Origin of the sequence: Pseudomonas sp. LRF_L74 (assembly GCF_965644255.1) — a bacterium.
In the GTDB taxonomy this organism is placed as follows: Bacteria; Pseudomonadota; Gammaproteobacteria; order Pseudomonadales; family Pseudomonadaceae; genus Aquipseudomonas.
In genome coordinates, this window is sequence record NZ_CBFFRH010000005.1 from 1 (window position 1) to 21964 (window position 21964).

Annotated in this window: 17 protein-coding genes and 1 rRNA gene; 9 read left to right on the forward strand and 9 right to left on the reverse strand. The window is 62.0% G+C overall.

Translation table 11 applies throughout. The features are described from left to right. Nucleotides 1-140 precede the first annotated feature (140 nt). Nucleotides 141-256, forward strand: a 5S ribosomal RNA gene (gene rrf, locus ACSZPK_RS13625). A 107-nt stretch (nt 257-363) separates the two neighbouring features. Here the strand turns inward: rrf and ACSZPK_RS13630 are convergent. Continuing rightward, on the reverse strand, nt 364-1557 hold the full coding sequence (locus tag ACSZPK_RS13630; protein ID WP_437882018.1) for a GGDEF domain-containing protein: 1194 nt from the start codon (nt 1555-1557) through the stop codon (nt 364-366). A 218-nt stretch (nt 1558-1775) separates the two neighbouring features. On the opposite strand from ACSZPK_RS13630, the gene ACSZPK_RS13635 reads away from it, so the two are divergent. From ACSZPK_RS13635 to ACSZPK_RS13650, 4 genes are all read left to right on the forward strand, one after another. Then, on the forward strand, nt 1776-2264 hold the full coding sequence (locus ACSZPK_RS13635; protein WP_437882019.1) for a DUF4124 domain-containing protein: 489 nt from the start codon (nt 1776-1778) through the stop codon (nt 2262-2264). Nucleotides 2265-2627: 363 nt separating this feature from the next. Further along, nucleotides 2628-6266, forward strand: coding sequence for a PAS domain S-box protein (locus ACSZPK_RS13640; protein WP_437882020.1), 3639 nt, complete (start codon nt 2628-2630; stop codon nt 6264-6266). A 159-nt stretch (nt 6267-6425) separates the two neighbouring features. Further along, the gene (locus tag ACSZPK_RS13645; RefSeq protein ID WP_437882407.1) at nt 6426-7379 is read left to right on the forward strand and encodes an amidohydrolase family protein; all 954 of its coding nucleotides are present in this window, start codon (nt 6426-6428) and stop codon (nt 7377-7379) included. Nucleotides 7380-7475: 96 nt separating this feature from the next. After that, nucleotides 7476-7937, forward strand: coding sequence for a DUF3859 domain-containing protein (locus ACSZPK_RS13650; RefSeq protein ID WP_437882021.1), 462 nt, complete (start codon nt 7476-7478; stop codon nt 7935-7937). Nucleotides 7938-7997: 60 nt separating this feature from the next. Here the strand turns inward: ACSZPK_RS13650 and fabB are convergent, their stop codons facing one another. The 5 genes from fabB to ACSZPK_RS13675 all read right to left on the reverse strand — a co-directional run bounded on the left by fabB (nt 7998) and on the right by ACSZPK_RS13675 (nt 14924). Beyond that, nucleotides 7998-9215 carry a beta-ketoacyl-ACP synthase I gene (fabB, locus tag ACSZPK_RS13655; protein ID WP_437882022.1) on the reverse strand — a complete coding sequence of 406 codons (1218 nt, stop codon included), beginning with the start codon at nt 9213-9215 and terminating at the stop codon, nt 7998-8000. Between the two features lie 11 nt (nt 9216-9226). After that, nucleotides 9227-9742, reverse strand: coding sequence for a 3-hydroxyacyl-[acyl-carrier-protein] dehydratase FabA (fabA, locus tag ACSZPK_RS13660; RefSeq protein WP_437882023.1), 516 nt, complete (start codon nt 9740-9742; stop codon nt 9227-9229). Nucleotides 9743-9938: 196 nt separating this feature from the next. Next, nucleotides 9939-11849 (reverse strand): ATP-binding protein, encoded by a 1911-nt coding sequence (locus ACSZPK_RS13665; RefSeq protein WP_437882024.1) that lies wholly within the window; start codon nt 11847-11849, stop codon nt 9939-9941. Continuing rightward, on the reverse strand, nt 11846-12760 hold the full coding sequence (locus tag ACSZPK_RS13670; RefSeq protein ID WP_437882025.1) for an ABC transporter substrate-binding protein: 915 nt from the start codon (nt 12758-12760) through the stop codon (nt 11846-11848). The genes ACSZPK_RS13665 and ACSZPK_RS13670 overlap by 4 nt, the downstream gene beginning before the upstream one ends. A gap of 1 nt (nt 12761) precedes the next feature. After that, on the reverse strand, nt 12762-14924 hold the full coding sequence (locus ACSZPK_RS13675) for a TonB-dependent receptor plug domain-containing protein (protein ID WP_437882026.1): 2163 nt from the start codon (nt 14922-14924) through the stop codon (nt 12762-12764). A 128-nt stretch (nt 14925-15052) separates the two neighbouring features. Here ACSZPK_RS13675 and ACSZPK_RS13680 point away from each other — a divergent pair, with 128 nt between their 5' ends. The 3 genes from ACSZPK_RS13680 to sixA are packed head-to-tail and all read left to right on the forward strand — an operon-like array spanning nt 15053 to nt 16899. Next, nucleotides 15053-16075 carry an NAD(P)H-dependent glycerol-3-phosphate dehydrogenase gene (locus tag ACSZPK_RS13680; protein ID WP_437882027.1) on the forward strand — a complete coding sequence of 341 codons (1023 nt, stop codon included), beginning with the start codon at nt 15053-15055 and terminating at the stop codon, nt 16073-16075. An 18-nt stretch (nt 16076-16093) separates the two neighbouring features. After that, nucleotides 16094-16441 (forward strand): DUF4389 domain-containing protein, encoded by a 348-nt coding sequence (locus ACSZPK_RS13685; RefSeq protein WP_437882028.1) that lies wholly within the window; start codon nt 16094-16096, stop codon nt 16439-16441. After that, on the forward strand, nt 16438-16899 hold the full coding sequence (gene sixA, locus ACSZPK_RS13690; protein ID WP_437882029.1) for a phosphohistidine phosphatase SixA: 462 nt from the start codon (nt 16438-16440) through the stop codon (nt 16897-16899). The genes ACSZPK_RS13685 and sixA overlap by 4 nt, the downstream gene beginning before the upstream one ends. On the opposite strand, the gene cobA is transcribed toward sixA, so the two are convergent. Genes cobA through ACSZPK_RS13705 form a run of 3 tightly spaced genes read right to left on the reverse strand, consistent with a single transcriptional unit; the run spans nt 16900 to nt 20533 of the window. After that, entirely contained in the window at nt 16900-17634 is a 735-nt protein-coding gene (cobA, locus tag ACSZPK_RS13695) for a uroporphyrinogen-III C-methyltransferase (protein WP_437882030.1), read from the reverse strand. A gap of 14 nt (nt 17635-17648) precedes the next feature. After that, the gene (locus ACSZPK_RS13700; protein WP_437882031.1) at nt 17649-19316 is read right to left on the reverse strand and encodes a protein kinase domain-containing protein; all 1668 of its coding nucleotides are present in this window, start codon (nt 19314-19316) and stop codon (nt 17649-17651) included. A gap of 5 nt (nt 19317-19321) precedes the next feature. Beyond that, a complete protein-coding gene (locus ACSZPK_RS13705) occupies nt 19322-20533 on the reverse strand; it encodes a nitrate/nitrite transporter (protein WP_437882032.1) in 1212 nt (403 codons plus the stop codon). A gap of 623 nt (nt 20534-21156) precedes the next feature. On the opposite strand from ACSZPK_RS13705, the gene pyrF reads away from it, so the two are divergent. Continuing rightward, complete coding sequence (pyrF, locus tag ACSZPK_RS13710) at nt 21157-21849, forward strand: orotidine-5'-phosphate decarboxylase (RefSeq protein ID WP_437882033.1); 693 nt, start codon at nt 21157-21159, stop codon at nt 21847-21849. Nucleotides 21850-21964 lie beyond the last annotated feature (115 nt).

The following is a 21964-nucleotide window of genomic DNA, read 5'->3' on the forward strand; positions in this document are numbered from 1 at the left end:
ACCCAAACAATCTGCTCTGGTAGCAGAGGGTGTCGAAGGTGAAGTCGACACAAACCGAAAATTTGCCAGAACACGCAATACCAAGACATCACATACCCAATCAGGGGAAGCGACTGAACACCGAGTCCCCAACCGAATTGCTTGACGACCATAGAGCGTTGGAACCACCTGATCCCATCCCGAACTCAGTAGTGAAACGACGCATCGCCGATGGTAGTGTGGGGTTTCCCCATGTGAGAGTAGGTCATCGTCAAGCTCCTATCACCAGACCCCCAATCCGAGCAATCGGGTTGGGGGTTTGGCTTTGGGCTAGGGAAAATTATTGGACATATCGGCGGATTATCTTGATCGAAATACGGTAGTTCACGATAAGGTGTTGAACTCTCCAGTAGATTCCGCGCAAACCACTCGGTTTCTACCATTCTGCTTCGCCTGATAAAGCGCCTTGTCGGCCTGGCTGACAAGCATACTGCTTGCCTCCTCTTCGTGAGTCAGTATTGCAGTGGCAACCCCGATGCTGCATGAAAGCGAAACGCTATTTTCTCCATACTGAATCCGCAGATTCTCGACCAACTCTCGAATCCTTTCAGCGATCATCGTTGCGTAATTGAGAGGCGTGTTGGGTAACAGAACCAGGAACTCTTCACCCCCAAATCGCGAAACGAAATCCGATTCACGGCTTGCTCCAGCTTGAAGGGATTTAGCGACCCTTGCGAGGCATTCATCGCCAAACGGATGTCCGTAAGTGTCGTTAATTGTTTTGAAGTGATCAATGTCGATTAACAGTGCACTTAGGGGGGATTGGGTACGGGATGCTTGGTACCATTCTTCCTTAAGCTTACGCTCGGCATGCAAGCGATTATGCAGTCCTGTGAGGCCATCTGTAAGGCTAAGTTTTTCATGCAGTGCGGCCTGCGCTTCGAGCTGCGCCCGTAAATGGACACCATTCCAGTAGTCAGCGTGGACATACCTTGATGCCAACACAAGATAAATGATGTTCACTAAGACCAGCAGGGAGAATGTCACGTCGGCGCCGTTACCTTTCCCAGCCAAACCGAGCATGAACGGCACCAGCATGACTGTTGGCATTCCGTATCGTATCAGTGGGTCGATAGACAGCATTAGAGAGCCCACAGTACACAAGACCCCACAGACTACGATCATAGGATGAAGTACAGGAGCCAAGGCTGTCACATACATTGCAGCCAGCACTGTCATTCCAAATATTATTCCTCCAGTGAGGATAAGGAAGCAGAGCAGAATCCGACCAAATGTTTCATTGCGCTGCATGATCCGGGGGCAATAGTAGTGAAAAAGAATCCGTAGGATCAGGACTGCGGCGAGCGATAGGGTCAAGTTGATGTGGATATCCGGATTGCTAGTCGAGACGCCCGTAGAGGTGCTGACAGCAAGCCAGCACGGTAAATAGACAAACGCCCCCATTAGTCCTCGTCGTTCCAGTTCGATTAAGGCGGATGTCCTGATAGACGGAGATTCCGAGGGCAATGAAAAGATGGCGGAAAACGCCGAGAATAATTCCTTTAGCCATAGCTGCATGTTTCTGTCTCACTCCATGGCGCCTCCTAGATTTTCACCTTACAACAATCGCTGGACAGTGGTCGTCTGCTTTTTGAAGGCTGAGTCCCCGTCAAAAAAACTGACCCAGGGGAAGCTGCGGACCCGTTGGCGGGCGGATATTCGTAGCGAATCACGGTAGGCGGCTGGGCGGCAGATTTCTGATAATCTAAGTGTGTCTGTTGGGTTAGAGATCAGATATGAAGGCGATACTTTTCTCCTTGGCTGCCATCACTTGTGTGCCGGTCATTGCAGCGCCGGTCTACAAATGCATCGATGAGGCTGGGGGCGTGACCTACAGCCAGCTCGGTTGCGGCGATCCTGATCATGTGGCCACCCTGGTGAATCCGAAGAATCCGCCGCCTGGTGGAGATACACCCGCCGTTATGGCCGTGGCGCGAGAGCTTGAGCCCGAACCGCAGGTCGTTGAGAGCGGCCCCTCCCAACAGCAACTCGCCGATCTTGCCGCCAGGGAGCAGGCCGTCGCAGCCGCCGAAAGCCGCAACGAGCGTGAACGCGAAGCGTTGCAAAAGCTGGCGCAGACCACCTACTACAGCGATCCTGGGGCAGGGCGCCGGCGTATTTACGTGAATGATCGCCAGACCTATGTCCCCCCTCCATCCCCGCCAGCAACACCGGTGAAGCCTCGTGTGAGCAACGGCTACCGCCTCAAGGGGCAGTATGAATAGATGCATGGCCAGTCATGAGCATTTTGACTGGACTCGCACATGAGCCTGTTTTATGCCGTGAAATCGCGCAGGTAGTTCCCACGCACCTTCTGATATGGACTGCGAGCGGCGTCAGGAGCACGCAGTAATAGATGGCTCCGGGTCAATGGACCGCGATTCGTATCGTGGTGACAAAAAGTCCGCGGGCGTTTTCGCAACAGATTTCGCAGGCGCGTAGTTTTCCACTACTTTCTTAATACCTGCCTCTACTCGAGCCGGTTATTTGTCGATCTGGACGGATTTTCTTTGCGATTGCAGGCTGATGGCCTTCGAATGTCGCGCGCCCAGCACAAGCGGTTTAACTGACTGACCGAAGAGCCTGTCGTGAACTATCTGACCCATCTGTTTATCGACCCCAGCGATCCGGGGCTCTTGATCTACGGCAGCCACAATCCCGGTTTGGTGGCGCTTTCAGTGTTCATCGCGATATTTTCCTCTTGCCTGGCGCTACAGATTGCAGGCATGGCGCGTACCAGCCAGAGCCCGCTGTTTCGCCAGGTTGCGATTATCACTGGTGCCCTGGCGCTGGGCGGTGGCATCTGGTCGATGCACTTCATCGGCATGCTGGCATTCGAGATATGTGCCCAGGTCACTTATGACAGCCGCACTACATTGCTGTCCATGTTGCCCAGCTTGGGTGCTTCTTGGGTCGCACTTGGCTTGCTGGTGCGGAGCAATGTTTCGTTGCCGCGGCTGTTCATCAGCGGCGTGCTGGTAGGTGCCGGGATCGGTGCCATGCACTATGCCGGGATGGCTGCGATGCGCATGGCACCTTTGTTGCGCTATGACCTGTTGTGGTTCGCCCTTTCGATTCTGCTCGCAGTTGTCTTGGCGGTGCTTGCTCTGTGGGTGCGCTTCGGTCTGCGTGACAAGCTTTCCCCGAGCAATACCATCATTGTGAGCGGTGTCGTGATGGGTATCGCCATCGCCGCGATGCATTACACCGGCATGGCTGCCGCGCGTTTCGTCGGTACTCCGGACCTGCCAGGCAATCAGGATACTGCCAACGCGGTTTTCCTGGCCCTGTCGGTGGCGTTGATCACCGTGACCTTCACCATTCTGGTGGCTTGCAGCAATGGCCTGCTGCGCTACCGCCAGTTGTACCGGCACCTGCAGGGCAGCGAGTCGCGTATGCGGGCGATCCTGGAGACTGCCGTTGACGGCATCATCACCCTGGATGGAGAAGGATTGATCCTCAGTTGCAACCCAGCGGTAGAGCGCCTGTTCGGCTGGGGGCGGGGCGAGCTGGCAGGGCAGAATCTGCAGGTTCTGCTGCCCTGGACGCAGTCCACGGTCGCCGATGCCGCAGGCGCTGTGGAAGAACTGGACGGTATGAGCAAGCAGGGCGACGTAATCCCCGTCCGTCTGGCCATTGGCAGGGCCAATATGCCCGGACAGGCACTCTATGTCGGATTCGTCAGCAACATCAGCGAGCGCAAGGGCATGGAGTTGGCGTTGCGTGAGAGTGAGCAGCAATACAGCTCCTTGATTCGCAACATTCCTGGTGTCTCGTTTCGCTGCCTGCTCGACGAAGACTGGAGCATGATCTTCATCAGCGAGGCTGTCGAAGGACTGACCGGCTGGCCCGCCAAGGTGTTCACTGGGCGCGAACAGTCGTTCAAGCAGATCGTCCATCCGGACGACAGTGAGCAGGTCATCACTCAGGTTCTAGAAGCGGTGGGGGCAGGGCGCAGCTATGCGGTGGAATACCGCATGATTCGCTCTGATGGCACGGAAATATGGGTATGGGAAAGTGGCAGCGGCGTGTCTGACCAGAGTGGCCAATTACGCTGGATCGATGGTGTCGTTCTCGACGTTACCGAGAACAAGCTGCGTAACTCGGTGTTCGAGGGCACGGTCAAAGCGATCAGCCGCGCCTTGGCCGTTATCGAGTTCGACTTGCATGGCAATATCCTCACGGCCAACCAGAATTTCCTCGACCTGATGGGCTACCAGCTAGAAGACCTTCAGGGCAAGCACCATCGGATTTTCTGTGATGAGGGCTATGTAGCCAGTAGGGAGTACGAGGAGTTCTGGCGCCGTCTGGGCAGTGGCGAGTTCAAGTCCGACCAGTTTCTGCGCCTGGGCAAGGATGGGCGGCAAGTGTGGATCCAGGCCACCTACAACCCTATCTTCAATGCCGACGGCAGGCCCTTCAAGGTGGTCAAGTTCGCAACCGACATCAGCCAGCGCCGCGAGATGGAGCGAGCGCTGCGTGATGCCAAGAACCGTGCGGAACAGGCAGCGCAATCGAAGACAACGTTTCTGGCCAACATGAGTCACGAGATACGCACGCCGATGAATACCATTATCGGCTTCACCGATCTGCTACTGGGCTCTCCATTGCAAGCCGTGCAGCGTCGCCATCTCAGCACCGTGCGCCATGCCGCTGGTTCGCTGCTTGGCCTGCTCAACGATATCCTAGACACGGCGAAGCTGGAGAAGGGCGCGCTGGAACTCGAGTGCGTCGACTTTTCCCTGCGCGAAATCTGTGAGCAGAGCTGCGCGTCGTTGCATCTGGGCGCCGAGGCCAAGGGGCTGGACCTGGTCCTCGATTACCAAGTCGGCTTGGGGGATTTCTACAAAGGCGATCCGTTGCGAATCCAGCAGGTGCTCAATAACCTGCTCGGCAATGCGATCAAGTTCACCGAGCGAGGCTGGGTGCGTCTTGAAGTGAGCGCCGACCATGGCCAAGTCCTGCTCGCCGTGCGCGATAGCGGAATAGGCATCGCACCCGATCGCCTGGAGCGCATCTTCGAACCTTTCGCCCAGGCGGATGCCAGTATGAGTCGCCGCTTCGGTGGTACGGGGCTGGGCACGACCATCGCCTTGCAACTGGTCGGTCTGATGGATGGCGAGCTGACGGTCGAAAGCCGGCTGGGGGAGGGCAGCCTGTTCAAGGTACGCCTGCCACTGCAGCCTGGCGAGGCTATCAGTTTCGACGCTCAGGAGGACGACGATCAGTTGCCGCCGCTGCGTATCCTCGTTGCTGACGATGTGTCGCAGAACATCGGACTGCTGGCCCTGGCCTTGGGGCAGCTCGGGCATGAGGTGGCCACGGTGTCCGATGGCGAGGAGGCGGTACTGGAGTTCCTTGCCGATCAGTTCGACGTGATTCTGATGGACGTGCAAATGCCACGGGTCGATGGCCTGGAGGCAACCCGGCGCATCCGACGATATGAGCATGACGAGCAACGGGTGCATACGCCGATCGTCGCCTTGACCGCCAGCGTGCTGGAGCAGGATCGTCGTGCGGCCCGCGAAGCAGGCATGGATGGCTTTGCATCCAAACCACTGGAGCTGGACAAGCTGCTCGTCGAGATCGCCAGGGTGACGGGCAGAATGCCGACAGCAGGTACTCTGCCGGGGGATAGAACTTCCCAAGGTAGCGGATACCTGTCGATCGACTGGAGCAGGGGTGTGCGCTTGTGGGGCAGTGAGTCGTTGCTGGTATCTGCCATCGACCGTTTCCTGCTGGAGAACCATGAGTTTTCCGGGCGCGTGCGAGCCTTCATGGATGCCGGGGATATGACTGCGGCTGCCGAACTGGCACACAAGGTGCGTGGAACTGCAGCCAACCTGGCGCTGGTGCAACTGAGTTCGCTGGCCGAGCAGATCGAGCAGATGCTGAAAAGTATGCGCCCCGATACCGTACGGGGCGTGTTGCAGCACGTGGAGACGGAGCTGGTCGCTCTGGCCAGCCAGTTGCTCGAGGTCAACGCCGAGAGTGTCGGCGAAGCGATGAAGGTTGCCCTGGATCGCGAGGAGCTTCTGGCGTTATTGGTGGAAACCCGCTCGGCGCTGCTGCGCGGAGAACTAAACGAAAGCAAGGTGCAGGTGTTGTTGAGCAACCTGAGCGGTGGTGTGCGTCGCGAGGTGGAAAATGCGCTAAGCGATTTTGACCTGGGACTGGCTGCCGAGCTGCTCAGCGAGGCGCTGGCAAGCCTGGAGACCAGCCAATGAGCCAACAGGAGAATCGCTTGGCCACCCTGCGGGTCGATGCGGAAACAGCCTGAACCGCTGCGTCTGCCACCGGTCTACCGAGCCTTCGCCAGGAGGCTGCCCTTGCTCACTCATTGCGTTCTAGTCGCCAGCATCGCCGCGGCGCTGTCTTTCCCCTGTATGGCGCGTGACTATCGCTATAGCGATGCGCACCTGCATTACGTGGACTTCTTTCAGGAAAGCGACGGTATGCGCCCATTGCTGCAGGCGATGGACGCCGGGCGTATCGAGCATGCGATGATTTCTGGCATTCCCGTAGCCAAGAAATGGCATGAGGACGAACCCAAGCGCCCTCGCTACTACGCTGGCGACGACGCTGGCGCTTACTGGTACAGCGCCACGGATTCGATCGTCGCGGCAGCGGTAAAGGCCTTGCCGGGAACGCAGCGCAGTCGCTTGCATCCATTCCTCTCTGGCTTCAACCCTACCGACAAGAATGCCGATGCCCATATCCGGCGCATGCTCGAACTCGACCCGGGCTTCTGGCAGGGCATCGGCGAGGTCTTCACTCGCCATGATGACCTGACCGCCCTGACCTATGGCGATACACCGCGCGCCAACAATGAGGCGATGGTCAGGGTCTATCATCTCGCCGCCGAATATGACTTGCCGGTGCTGATCCACTCCAACATCACCTCCAAGCGCGAACGCAACCCGCTGTTCCTGGAGGAGATCGAAGAGCCGCTGGGCAACCATCCGCATGTGCGCTTCATCTGGGCTCACGCGGGGACCAGCGCCGAACTGCATCGTCATCAGGAGAGGCTGGATTTCCTTCTGCCGACCTTGCAGCGTTTGCTCGAACGTTACCCGAATCTCTATATCGACCTGTCATGGACCGTGTTGCAGCCCTATCTGCTGGATGGCAAGGGCAAGCCTCGCTCCGAGTGGCTGGCGCTGGTCAAGCGTTATCCCGACAGGTTCATGCTGGGGTCCGATGTGGTCGGGCGCTTCGATGGGCTTGGCGAGTACCTGCGTGGCTTCGATGCGTTCCTCGACGCGCTGCCCGAAGACGTTGCCAGGCGCGTAGCCCGGGATAATTTCCTGGCGGTACTGCCTCGTCGGCAGAAAGGCTGAGAGCCGTCTGATGCTGAGCCATTGCGCGCAGCTTTTGTCATCTGTTTGTAACGCCTGCGTCATAGCCTCGCGCCACTGCCAACCGAGGAGCGAGAGATGAAGTCGTTGAAACTGTGTGCGCTGGCATTGGCGTTAGCGAACGGCCCCGTGATGGCCGACGTGCAGCTCAAGGGGGAAGTGGAAGCCGGGGTATTTGCTGTCCCGATCAGCAACCCTCAGCCTGGAGAGCGTGTCCTTAGTCGTGCCAACCAGGTCATCGAGCCGACCACCGTGGTGCCGGCCAAGCTGGGCACCAAGTTCGGTGTGCGTTATCAATTGAGTGGCAAGGTCGCCACCGACACGCCGCTGACCCTGCTGTATTTCACGCCTGGTCTGACCACCGCGGACGGCCGTCGTCAGGACAAGATCGAGGTGGTGCAGAAACTGGTGCCCGATGCGCCACTGGACGTGATGGCCTACGAATTCACCGAGAACTACGAGATCAAGCCGGGTGAATGGACCTTCATGGTCTTCCAGGGCGAGCGGCTCTTGCTGGAGCAGCGTTTCGAGGTTCGCTGAAGGCTTGTCGCACAATGCAGAACGGCGCCCTGGGGCGCCGTTCTGCATTTCACTGAGGCATCAACCTTTGTAGCGCTGCAGCACCAGCGTGGCGTTGGTGCCACCGAAGCCGAAGCTGTTGCTCATGACGGTGTTGAGCTCGGCGTTCTCGCGAGTTTCGCGCAGGATCGGCATGTCGACGACATCCGGGTCCAGCTCTTCGATGTTCGCGGAAGCGGCGATGAACTTGCCTTCCATCATCAGCATGCAGTAGATCGCTTCCTGCACGCCGGCAGCGCCCAAGGAGTGGCCGGACAGGCTCTTGGTCGAGCTGATCACCGGGGCCTTGTCACCGAATACCGCGCGCACGCCACGGATTTCAGCGGTGTCGCCCACTGGCGTCGAGGTGCCGTGGGTGTTCAGGTAGTCGATCGGCGCGTCAACGGTGGACAACGCTTGCTGCATGCAGCGGATGGCGCCTTCGCCGCTCGGTGCGACCATGTCGTAGCCATCGGAGGTCGCGCCGTAGCCGACGATTTCCGCGTAGATCTTGGCGCCACGCTTGAGGGCGTGTTCCAGTTCCTCGACCACGACCATGCCGCCACCGCCGGCGATGACGAAACCGTCACGCTTGGCGTCGTAGGCGCGGGAGGCTTTTTCCGGGGTGTCGTTGTACTGGGTGGAGAGCGCGCCCATGGCGTCGAACAGGCAGCTTTGGCTCCAGTGCTCTTCTTCACCGCCGCCGGCGAAGACGATGTCCTGCTTGCCCAACTGGATCTGCTCCATGGCCTGGCCGATGCAATGCGCGCTGGTGGCGCAGGCCGAGGAGATGGAGAAGTTCACGCCCTTGATCTGGAAAGGCGTGGCCAGGCAGGCGGATACGGTGCTGCCCATGGTGCGAGTCACGCGGTATGGGCCGATGCGCTTGACGCCTTTTTCGCGCAGGATGTCGATGGCTTCCATCTGGTTCAGGGTGGAGGCGCCACCGGAGCCGGCGATCAGGCCGGTACGCGGGTTGGAGATCTGCTCCGGAGCCAGGCCGGAATCCTTGATCGCCTGCTCCATCGACAGGTAGGCGTAGGCGGCCGCGTTGCCCATGAAGCGGAACAGCTTGCGGTCGATCAGTTCTTCCAGGTTCAGGTCAACCGTTCCGGAAACATGGCTGCGCAGGCCTTTTTCTGCATAGTCCGGGTTGAAGCGGATGCCTGCTTTACCAGCGCGCAGGCTGGCGGAAACGGTGTCTTTGTCATTGCCCAGGCAGGAAACGATACCCAGACCGGTGATCACGACGCGGCGCATGCGGATAACCCTTAAAAATTGTCGGTGGAAGTGAACAGACCTACACGTAGGCCTTCGGCGCTGTAAATCTCGCGACCATCGACGCTGACGGTGCCATCGGCGATGGCCAGGACCAGCGAGCGGTTGATGGTGCGCTTGATGTGGATGTTGTAGGTGATCTTCTTGGCGGTCGGCAGGACCTGGCCGAAGAACTTCACCTCGCCCGATCCCAGGGCGCGGCCACGGCCGGGGTTGCCCTGCCAGCCGAGGTGGAAGCCGACCAGTTGCCACATGGCATCCAGGCCCAGGCAGCCCGGCATCACCGGATCGCCTTCGAAATGGCAGGCGAAGAACCACAGGTCGGGGTTGATGTCGAGCTCAGCGACGATTTCGCCCTTGCCATACTTGCCGCCGACTTCGCTGATATGAACGATGCGATCGATCATCAGCATGTTGGGGGCGGGCAGTTGCGCATTACCCGGGCCGAACAACTCGCCGCGACTGCAGCGCAGCAGGTCTTCCCGGGTGAAGGCGTTTTGCTTGGTCATGCGAGCTCCTCTGTGTCCCCTGATTGAGTGGGGGCGTATTCGTTACATCCTGGTTGCCATGGGACGTACAGTCATCTCTGGCAGCGTAATCTGAGACTGTTGCGTTCGGGTGAAAGTCACAGGGCTCTGTGAACACCTGTAAACCGTGTCGCCAATGATGCCTGAGTTCGACGGTTTTTGGGACTCGGCCGTTGTTTCACGACACGCCGGAGGCCGGGGCGGTTCCCAGCCAGCGTTGTAAAAGACGTTCCAGGTCCGCTCTTTTGAACGGTTTTGCCAGGTAGTCGTTCATTCCCGCTTGCAGGCAGGCTTCCCGATCGCCCTGCAAGGCATTGGCCGTGAGGGCGATGATCGGGATGTCACTGTAAGCGTTCATGCAACGGATTTGCCGGGTTGCTTCGTAACCATCCATGACCGGCAGCCGGCAATCCATCAGGATCGCGGCGAACGAGCCCTGGCTGGCACTGCGTACCGCCTGGGCGCCATCGACGACGAGAGTGACCCGGTAACCGAGGCTGCGCAGCATGGCTTCGATGACGGTCTGGTTGACCGGGTTGTCTTCGACCAGCAGCACTGCCCGGCCACTGCCGCCCGGGCCAGGCACTGCTTGTTCCAGGGGTTGCATTTGGCGCTTGGCCGTGAAGGGCAGCGGGGTTTCCAGGGTGAATACCGAGCCTTTGCCGATCACGCTGCTGGCATGCAGGGTGCCGCCCATACGCTCGGCCAGGGTACGGGCGATGGACAGGCCCAGGCCAGTTCCGCCGTAGCGCCGTGAGATGGATGTATCGGCCTGCTGGAAGGCGTCGAACATGCTTTCCAGGCGCTGCGGGTCGATGCCGATGCCGCTGTCGCGCACTGCGCAGGTGAGCCACAGCACCTCATTGTCCAGCGCCTGCCAGTGCACCTCGACGCTGATGCCGCCTTCCTCGGTGAACTTCAGGGCATTGCCCAGCAGGTTGACCAGGATCTGGCGAATACGCGTCGGGTCGCCCTGCACCTCGAAGGCATCCAGTCCCTGCTGGCCTTCCAGGCGCAGGTAAAGGCCGCGCTGCTGGGCGCTGTGCTGGAACACTTGCAGTGAGCCCTGCAACAGCTCCACCAGGCTGAAGGGGATGCATTCGAGTTCCAGGGCTCCGCGTTCTATCCGCGAGAAGTCGAGAATGTCGTTGATCACCTTGAGCAGATGCTCGGTGGATTCGGTCGCCAGCGCCGTGTATTCGCTTTGCTCGGCGGTCATTTCGGTGGTTTCCAGCAGTTGCAGCATGCCCAGCACACCGTTCATCGGTGTGCGCAACTCATGGCTCATCATCGCCAGGAAATCGGATTTGGCGCGGCTCGCCTGTTCGGCTTCCTCGCGGGTCTTGATCAACTGGTCCATCGCCACTCGCTGGTCGCGGCTGGCGGTCGCCAGGCTGCTGGCCAGGTTGTTGAGGTGGCGGGCGAGTTCACCGAGTTCGCCGTCGGCACTGTCGGGAACTGGCGTCAGGTAGTTGCCGGCCTGAATCTGCCGAACCGCGCCGGCCATGTCGCTGATCGGCTGGGACAGGCGCCGAGCCAGGCGCCGGGCCAGCAGGTAGGTGAGCATCAGGGCGAACAGGCCGATGAGCACGGCCTTGGCCAGGATCGCCTGTTGCCGTGTACTCAGGGCATCGTCGGACATGCCGACGACCACGCGGCCGAGATAATGCTCCTGGGCGTCATGCGCCTGGCCGGGAATCATGAAATCGCCGCCCAGGGCGATCCGTTGCAGGCGGATCGGCGCGTGGAAGACATCGACCTCCAGGCCGCTCTCGACAGAGGGACGCTCCACATAGACCACGATGTTCTCGTCGCTGTCGCGGACTTCCAGAAAACGTACATGCGGCGTTTCCAGGGTGGCGCGCAGGAGGCTGTCGAGCACGTCGGTATTGCCCGATATGACGCCGTACTCGGCCGCCGGGGCCAACTGGTTGGCGATCAACTGGCCGGTATCGTTGAGCTCCTGCCGCAGATCCTGCAAGCGGGCATGGGTGAACAGGGCGATCAGCAGCACACCGAGCACCAGGGCGGGGCCGACGCTGATCAGTTGGGTACGGGTATGGATATCCCGCTTGCGACCGACGTTCATGGTCGTTGTTCTCCTGCTTCCAGGCGGCGCTGCAGTTCACTGTCGTCGCCCAGTTCGATGCCGAGGGCGCGTGCGACCTGGCGGTTGCCCTGCACCTTGAAAACCTTGGGGTACTGCGCCCGTGGCCAGCGGGCTGGCGGCTGGTCGAGCAATTGGTCGAGGGTGGCGAGCCAGTCGTCCTGGTCGCTGTAGCTACTGGCCAGGCTACCCGCGCGAACGAAACTCACGGTCGGGCCGATCAGTGCGCGCTGGCGGGCGTAGCTGCTGAGCAGGAGGGCCTTGATCGTGTGCAGGTTGAACAGGGCCGGATCATCCAGGCCGAGCAGCAGGTCGCTGTTGGCGAGCAGTTGTTGCAGGGGCTGGCTGTCGCGGCTGTCTGACCATTGGCGGGCGACGATCTGCAGGTCGAGGCGCTGCGCGGCAGTCTGCAGCTCATCGAGCAGGAAACGGCTGTGCTCGCTGTACAGCACGCCGATGCGCTTGCTGTCTGGCAGCAACAGGTGGCTGAGCAGCAACTGGCGCTCGAGGGGGGGATCGCTCCACAGCAGCGTGATCCCAGCAGGTCGGTCGTTGCCGAGAAGCGCGTGGGCATGGACCCGGGAGATACGCAGGACCAGGGTCGGGGTGGTAATCGGCATGGCCATCCGGCGCGGCAGCAGGTCCGGGTCGAGCAGGATCAGGCGGGCGTTGGCCGGCGGCCTGGCGTGTTCCAGGCTGGCGCCATCGAGAAAGCTGATGCGGTCCTGAGGACGGCGCTCGGCCAGGGACGTCCTGAAACCCTCGATGGCCGGGCTGTTCTCGTCGGCTACCAGCACGATTTCGGCCGCCGGCAGCCAGATGGGTAGCCAAGGCAGGCACAGCAGCAGGTAGCGGCGTACGGTCTTGGCCATCCAGGAGCGGCATGTCGACATGCTAGAACTCGAGCCCCGCACTGAAATACAGCAGCCGGCGCTCATCGTTGAGGTTTTCCTTCCAGGTCAGCGGTTCGTCGTCGAGACGCTGCTGGAGTACGCCGGCGAGCAGCAGGCTGGTTCCATGATCCAGGGCGAAGCGTTTGGCGATGCGCAGGTCGAGGCGTTCGAAACGATAGAGGTTGAGGCTGTCGGCGCCGTAATAGAACAGGGCGCTCGACCAGCCGTGGCCCCAGTCGTGCATCCAGCCCGCCGAGCCGCTGTTACGCGCGGTCAGGCGTTGATCCAGGCGGCTGCTCGCTTCGAAGTCGACATAGGCATAGCTCAGGCGCAGCCGGTCACTGCCGCTGAAACGCCAATCGACCTGGGCCTCGGCGCCACGAAAGGCGATCCAGTTGTCGTTGGCTGGGCGAAAGTCGCCGACCGACAGCGGTTCGCTGATCATCCGGTGGATTTCGTCGTTGAACGCTTTGATGTCGAGGGTCAAGCCCCATTCGCTGAATGCGCCGTTGTAGCCGACCTCCCGCGAGCGGGCGATTTCCTGCTGGAGGTTGGCGGGACCGCGCGCGGTAGCGAAGAAATAGGCGCTACGGCTGCCATTCACCGTTGGCGTCAGGTTGTCCAGGCGAATGCGCCAGTCGACATTGTTTTCCTGCATGTCCGGCGAGCGCACGGCTTCCGAATAGACGGCGCGCAGGCCATGGCGCGGGGTGATCAGGTAGTTGAGCGCCAGCCTCGGGGTCAACGAGTCGCCGCTGAGCCGGTCGTTCTCGTACATCGCGCCGCCCTGGAGAATCCAGTGTTTGCCGATGTTCCATTCGAGGTGGGTGAAGGCGCGCAGGATGTCATTGCTCTGTCGCCCGCCAAAGTAGGTCTCGGAATCGACGCTGTCGTGGCGATAGCCGATCCCTGACAGCAGGCGCAGGTCATCGGTCAGGCTCAGGGTGTCCTGCAGTTCGGTATCGAACCGGCTTTCCCGGGTATTGAAGTCGATATCGCCGCAAACGGGCGTCGTGCCCTGGCCGCTACCGAGCAACTGGACGATCTGCAAGCCCAGGGCTTCCTGCTCGGAGGTACCGGGAGGCAGCGGCTGGCCGTGGGTCAGGGCGTAGCCCAGGTCGTCCACGTAGGCCGGGCTCAAGGCGTACAAGCGGGCCAGTTGCGGGCTGAAGGCGATCGACGCCTCGCAGGCGCTCCAGGCTTCTTCGCGTTCCCAGCGCTCCGCGTAGGTCTGCAGTTGCAGGCTGTGGCGTGGGTCGAGCTCTAGCGTCCAGCGTAGCGAGGCGAAGTAGTCCTTGGCGGCGATGTCCGAATCGCTGTCGCCATTGGCGATGCCGGGGATGAACATTGACTCGTAGTTGTAAGGACGCTGCTTGGAACCCTCCTTGGCGCCGAACTGCCACTCCAGGGTCTGGCTGGCATCCAGCTCATGCACCGCCGAGAGATTGATTCGCGTGGTGCGGCGGCTGTCACGGTAATCGCGGCCGTACTGGTCATGGTCGAAGCCATCGTCTTCCTGGCCCGAGAGCGACAGGCGCAGGTCGCCCTTGTTCAGGCGCAGGTTCTGGCTGGCATACCAGTCACGGATGCCATTCTGGCCCTGGCTGTAGCGCAGGCGCGTACCGTGGCTGTCGACGGGCGAGCGGGTGCTGATGTTGATCACGCCCATCAGCGCGTTGGCGCCATAACTGACGGTATTGGGGCCACGGAAGACTTCGATTCGCTCGATGTCCTCGATGGCGATCGGCAGGTCACTCCAGTCGACCGTGGCCAGCCCCGGGCGGTAGACCGAGCGCCCATCGATCAGCACTTGCAGGCGCCGGGCCTCGGTGACGTTGGCACCATGGTAGTTGACGGTCGATTGGTTGCCTTTCAGGTAGCCGACCATCATCCCGGGCACCAGGCGCATCAGTTCGGGAATGTCGCGTGCGCCTGAGGCCTCGATCAACCCGCGGTCGAGCACCGTCATGCTCCCGGGAACCGCTGCTGGCGCCTGTTTCAGACGCGTGGCGGTGAGTACTTCGGGGACTTCGGTTGTCTCGGTAAACAGGTCGTCGGCCGAGGCGAGCGGCGCTATCGCTATCAAGGCTAGCAATGACAGTGGGACGTGCTTGCTCACGAGACGACCTGGCCGGGTTCTGACTGGATTTGCGGGAGGGCGCATGTTAACCGAGACCTGGCGCTTTGCCATTCGGCGGGATACGGGAAAATCGCGATTGGGCTGGCCGCTCATCCGATGCTTCGTAATAATGCCTGCCATCCGCCATGCAGATGGCTTTGTCTGGACACTCCATGACTGATCAACGACCCATTGCAGTACTCGGCGGCGGCAGCTTCGGCACTGCCATCGCCAACCTCCTGGCCCAGAATGGCTTTACGGTGCGGCATTGGATGCGCGACCCGGAACAGGCCGCGTTCATGCGCGACAACCGGGAGAATCCGCGTTACCTCAAAGGCGTGACGCTGCTGCCAGGGATCGAGCCGACGACCGACCTGCGCGGCACGCTCGAGGCCTGCGAACTGGTCTTCGTCGCGTTGCCATCTTCGGCCTTGCGCCAGGCGTTGCAGCCGGTGGCCGAATTGTTGCCCGGCAAGATGCTGGTCAGCACCACCAAGGGCATCGAGGCGCAGACCTTCATGCTGATGAGCCAGATTCTCGAATCGGTGGCGCCCGAGGCGCGTATCGGGGTGATTTCCGGGCCGAACCTGGCCAGGGAAATCGCCGAGCAGGCGCTGACCGCCACGGTGGTCGCCAGTGAGGACGAGGCGCTCTGCCGCAGCGTGCAGCAGGCGCTGCACGGCCGTACCTTCCGCGTCTACGCCAGCCGCGACCGCTTCGGCGTGGAACTGGGCGGCGCGTTGAAGAACGTCTATGCGATCATGGCCGGCATGGCCGTGGCCATGGGCATGGGCGAGAACACCAAGAGCATGCTGATCACCCGTGCCCTGGCCGAGATGACTCGCTTCGCGGTCAAGCTGGGGGCCAATCCCATGACGTTCCTCGGCCTGGCCGGGGTCGGCGACCTGATCGTCACCTGTTCCTCGCCCAAAAGCCGCAACTACCAGGTCGGCTTCGCCCTTGGGCAAGGCCTGAGCCTGGAAGAAGCGGTGGCACGCCTGGGCGAGGTGGCCGAGGGGGTCAATACCATTCGTGTGCTGAAGAGCAAGGCCGAGGAATTGCAGATCTACATGCCGCTGGTGGCCGGGCTGCACGCGATTCTCTTCGAAGGGCGTACCTTGGCCCAGGTCATCGAACTGCTGATGCGTGGCGAACCCAAGACCGACGTGGATTTCATTTCAACCAGCGGCTTCTGAGCGCCGCAGGAGAGCGACATGACCCAACCGAACAAGACCCTGGAACGCGAATCCATCGTGCTGCGCATTCTGTGGATGGTGATTTTTGCGCTGATCTGGCAGGTCGCCGAGATCGTCCTCGGCGTGCTGGTGCTGCTGCAACTGGGCTACCGGCTGATCTACGGTTCGCCCAACGCCGGCATGCAGGGTTTCGGTGACAGCTTGAGCCAGTACCTGCGCCAGATCGGCCGTTTCGGTACCTTCAACAGCGAGCAGAAACCCTGGCCGTTCGCCGACTGGCCGACGCCGCTCACCCCGGAGGACAACGAACCGCACGGCATCCCGCCAACCGCGCATCCGGTGCGCGACGAAGAACCGAAACTTTGAAACTCTGGCTACTGCGGCATGGCGAAGCCGCTGCCCGGGCGCGCAGCGATGCCGAAAGGCCGCTGACCGGGCACGGCGTTGAGCAGGTGATCGCCCAGGCCCGTGCGCACCTGAGTGGCCAGCGCTTCACCGATGTGCTGGTCAGCCCCTACCTGCGTGCCCAGCAGACCGCGGCATTGGTGGCCAAGGCCCTGGAACCGGCGACCCTGCTGGCGCGCAAGGTCGACTGGATCACCCCGGATGACGAGCCACGCAAGGTGCTGCGCATGCTGGACTCCGCCATCGGCGACAACATTCTGCTGGTCAGCCACAACCCCTTGCTCGGCGCGCTCGCCGGTTTGCTGGTGCATGGCAATCTGCAACAGCCGCTGGCCTTGGGCACCGCTTCGCTGGTCGAGCTGGAGGGAGAGCTGCTGGCTGGCGCAATGACGCTCAAGGCGTTGCATCACGCTGGTTGATCAGGCCGTCGCCTGCAGTTCGAGCGCCGCGACGTTGGCGACTTCGCCGATCACCAGGATCGCCGGGCTTTTCAAATGAAACTCGTCGGCCGCCTGCTGCATCGCGACCAGGGTGCTGCGGCACTCGCGTTGAGCGGGTAGCGAAGCATTTTCGATCATCGCCACTGGCATGTTCCTGCGCATGCCGGCTGCCAGCAGGCTGTCCCGGACCTCGCCCAGCTTGGCCACGCCCATGTAGATCACCAGGGTCGTACCGCTCTGCGCCAGCGCTTGCCAGTTCAGGCTGCTGTCGTCCTGGGTGTGGGCGGTAACCAGGGTCACGCCACGGGCGATACCACGCAGGGTCAAAGGAATACCGCAGGCGGTGGCGCCCGCGAGGCCGGCGGTAATGCCATTGACGATTTCGACCTCGACGCCATGTGCGCATAGCCAATCGGCTTCTTCGCTGCCCCGGCCGAATATGCACGGGTCGCCACCTTTCAGGCGCACCACGCCTTTGCCCTGGCGGACATAGCGCAGCATCAGACGATGAATGAAGGCCTGCGGCGTGGAGCGACAGCCGCCACGCTTGCCGACTGCTACCACTCGCGCCTCCGGGCAATGCTCCAGCACGGCGGGGTTGACCAGGTCATCGATCAGCACCACATCAGCCAGGCGCAGGGCTTTCACTGCTTTCAGGGTCAACAGTTCCGGATCGCCAGGGCCTGCGCCCACCAACCAGACTTTTGCGCTCATCGGTACATCCTCGGTCAGTGCAGCCACGCCAGTAGCGCAGCCATGTTTATAAGTAATGAAGCCAGGGCGATGGCGCGCCAGACTTTCAGCGGTTCACGCTCCAGCAATGGTCGTGGCTTCAGCGAAAGCGACAGGCGCTCGCCCTGTTCGAGGGCCAGGAGGAACTCCTCCGCGGTCTCGAAGCGCTGTTCCACGCTGCTGGCCACTGCCTTTGACAGGCACTCGTCCAGCCAGGCCGGAAGGTCCGGGCGGTAGCGGCTGGGAGGCGTCGGCTGGCCGAAGCGGGGGGTCTGAAAGGCCTCGATTTCGCCGTAGGGGTAGTGCTCGGTGAGTAGGTGATAAAGCGTCACGCCAGCGGCATAGAGGTCCTGGCTGGGCGCGGGGGCGGCTCCGGCGAAGCATTCCGCCGCCAGGTAGCTCGGTGTGCCAGGGACGACATGGGCCTCGTCGCGGGAAAGACCGGGGCAGTAGGCCAGGCCGAAATCGATTAGCCGCAGCTCACCGTCTTCGCACCAGAGCAGGTTCTCGGGCTTGATGTCGCGATGCACGATATTGCGTCGGTGCAGCAAGCCGAGCGCCTTGACCAGGCGTGTGGCGACGTCCAGGCATTGCGCGATGCTGAGTGGGCCGCTGCCGTGCAGATGCTCGGCCAGGGTCTGCCCGGCGTAGGCCCGCTGCACGTAATAAAGATGCTGCCTGTCGGGCAGCGGGTGGACTTCGGCAAAGTGACGGCTGGCGACGCGGCGTAGAAACCACTCTTCGAGCAGCAGGGCAGGGCCGGCGTCGATCTCATCGTGACGACCGGGCGGCAGGGTCTTCAGCAGCCAGGCATTGCCTTCGCCATCGCTGACTCGATAGACCAGCGACTGGCGGGACTCGGCGAGCAATGCCTGGACCTGCCAGCCTTCGAACGTCTGGCCGATGCGCAGTGCTGGCGGCAGAGGCCATTGTTCGAGCTGGGCCAGGGTGTCGGCCAGATCGCCCTCGGGCAATCGTTCCACCCGCACCAGCAGGGCGCTGGCATTGTCCTGGCCGCCCGCCAGGTGGGCAGCGCCGACCAGGGTCTGGCAGGCCGCATCGGTGGCCGTTTGGTCATGCAGGATCGCGCGGATACCGGCATCGCCCAGGCTGGACCACACGCCATCGCTGACCAGCAGGAAACTCTCGCCTTGGCGCAGTTCGCCTTCCAGGTAGTCGACGATCAGATGCTGGTCGAGGCCCATGGCCCGCTTGAGCACGTGCTGCATGCCTGGCTGGTCCCAGACATGATCTTCGGTCAGGCGCTGCAAGTGGCCGTCGAACCAGCGATAGGCACGGCAGTCGCCGACGTGGGCGAGGGTGAAGCGCCGCCCCCGCAGCACCAGGGCGGTAAGGGTGGTCAGCAGGGGTTGCCCGCCGCCATTGGCCTGTAGCCAGCGGTTGTGCGCGACCAGCAGGCGATCCAGGGCCTGGGCGATGGCCCAGGTTTCCGGCGTGGCGTAATAGTCGAGGGCCAGGGCCTGCAAGGTCGCGCGGGCAGCCAGACCGCCGTCGGCGCATTGGCTGACGCCGTCGGCCAGGCCCAGCAGGTAACCTTTGCTGGCAGCCAGCGCCGGTGCGGGCGTGACCACCCGCACGGCGTCCTGGTTTTCCGCGCGAGGGCCGCTGGCGCTGGCTTCGCCGAAGGTCAGTTGCAGGCTCATCGGTTTCAGACGCGGGCCGCGGTCATCGCCGCCGAGCCCCAGGTGGTGCGCCAGCGCTGCTTGACGCCATACAGGCCGAACCAGGCCAGCACGCCAAGACTGGCGAACAGCCACAGGCCGAGCTGGTAGTCGCCAGTCGACTGTTTGATCGCGCCAAGCCCGGCGGTCAGGAGAAAGCCACCGATGCCCCCGGCCATGCCGATCAGCCCGGTCATCACCCCGATCTCCTTGCGAAAGCGCTGCGGTACCAGTTGGAACACCGCGCCGTTACCCGCGCCCAGGCTGAGCATGGCGACCACGAACAGCGCCAGTGCGGCCACCGCGCTGGAAATGTGAAAGCCCACCGCGCCAATGCAGATCGCCGCCACCGTATACACCACCAGCAAAGTACGGATGCCGCCGATGCGGTCGGCGCAAGCACCGCCCAGCGGGCGCATCAGGCTGCCGGCGAAGACGCAGGCGGCGGTGTAGTAGCCGGCGGTCACCGGATCGAGGCCGTACTGATCGTGGAAGTAGCCGGGCAGGGTACTGGCCAGGCCGAGGAAGCCGCCGAAGGTCACGCTGTAGAAGAACATGAACCACCAGCTGTCACGGTCGCCCAGTGCTTTCATGTAGTCGGCGACCGACTTGGCCGGCGGGCGTTCCGGCGCGTTGCGGGCTGCGGCGGCGAAGATGATCAGGGTCAGCAGCAGTGGAATCAAGGCCAGGCCGAACACCGCGTTCCAGCCGAACAGGCCGGCAAGAGCGGGGGCAAAAAGCGCGGCGAACACCGTGCCCGAGTTGCCCGCACCGGCGATGCCCATGGCCTTGCCCTGATGTTGTGGTGGATACCACTGCGAGGCCAGCGGCAACGCCACGGCGAAGGATGCCCCGGCAAAGCCGAGGAACAGGCCGAGCAGCAAGGCCTGTTCATAGCTGTGGATTCCGTGCAGCCAGGCCACGGTCAGGGCGGCGATGACCACCAATTGGCCGGCGATTCCGGCGCTCTTCGGCGAGGTTCGATCCGCCAGCATGCCCATCAGGAAGCGCAGCACGGCACCGGCCAGGATCGGCGTGGCGACCATCATCGCGCGTTGCTGGGTGGTCAGTTGCAGGTCCGTGGCGATCTGCACGCCCAATGGGCCAAGCAGGTACCAGACCATGAAACTCAGGTCGAAATAGAGAAAGGCGGCGAACAGGGTCGGCGCGTGGCCGGCTTTCCAGAAACTCGTATTCATCCAACACCTCATCATTGATTACGCGGTCCGGCGACTGCTGCCGGGTTGGGGCGTCTTGGCTCATCGCTGGCGCAGGGAAGCGGGCGGTCGATCCACCCGCCCCGAGCGTTGGGGCTGAAACGCAAAAGGCGCCGCGACACCCGCCATGCCGTCATGGCAAGAGGGTGAGCGCGACGCCTTTGTCGTGTTCGGGTGGCAACCGCCGTTGGATGCCTATGGGTTGCTCAGCAAGAGCCGGGCCAAGCAGACTGTGTGAAAACTACTGCGCTCGGCCATGCGGCGTTAAAAAACAGCTGGAATGCCAGCCCAGTCAAAATGCTCATTTACAGCTCGTAAACTGCGCTTTTTCGCCGTTTTTTGCCTTGTCTGACCTTCGCTCGCTACGTTTTCACACAGTCTGCAAGGCACGTTGAGAACGAGTAGGGCGCATGCCCATGAGCGGAAACGATGGCTGGCGCTGCGCTATGCCTGGCCCAGCGGCGCTGAAGCGATAACGTGCGCGCGGATCAAAGCAGTGCGATTTTTGCCAGGGCGCACCGCTTCAGGGCGTGCAAACGGCTCTGACTGAGGCGCCGGCTTCGGCTACAATGCGCGGCGTTTTCGATCCCGCCAGTGAGCCGCCCATGTCCTGCCAGTCCCCGATCATCGTTGCCCTCGACTTTCCTTCCCGCGATGCCGCCCTGGCCCTGGCGGACCAGCTCGATCCCACGCTGTGCCGGGTCAAGGTGGGCAAGGAACTGTTCACCAGTTGCGCGGCGGAGATCGTCAGCACCCTGCGCGATCGCGGTTTCGAAGTGTTCCTCGACCTGAAGTTCCACGACATCCCCAACACCACGGCCATGGCGGTCAAGGCGGCAGCCGAGATGGGCGTATGGATGGTCAACGTGCATTGCTCCGGTGGCCTGCGCATGATGGCGGCCTGCCGTGAAACATTGGATAAATTCAACGGCCCCAAGCCGTTGCTGATCGGTGTGACCGTGCTGACCAGCATGGAGCGTGACGACCTGGCTGGTATCGGCCTGGATATCGAACCGCAAGAACAGGTACTGCGTCTTGCCGGCCTGGCCGAAAGGGCGGGGATGGACGGTCTGGTCTGCTCCGCCCAGGAGGCACCGGCACTCAAGGCCGCGCATCCTGGCTTGCAACTGGTCACCCCCGGCATTCGCCCGGCTGGTAGCGCGCAGGATGACCAGCGTCGCATCCTCACGCCATCCCAGGCCCTGAAGGCCGGTTCGGACTACTTGGTGATCGGCCGCCCGATCAGCCAGGCCGCGAATCCGGCCGAGGCGCTGGCGAAGATCGTCGCCGAGCTCTGATCCCGTTGCGGCAGGATGAAGAAAGGCGCCATGAAGGCGCCTTTTTGCATTCTGTTACAGCCTCGCTCCATCGCTAGTCGAAAAGCCGACTACAACGCTTGCGTCCCTTTGGCTG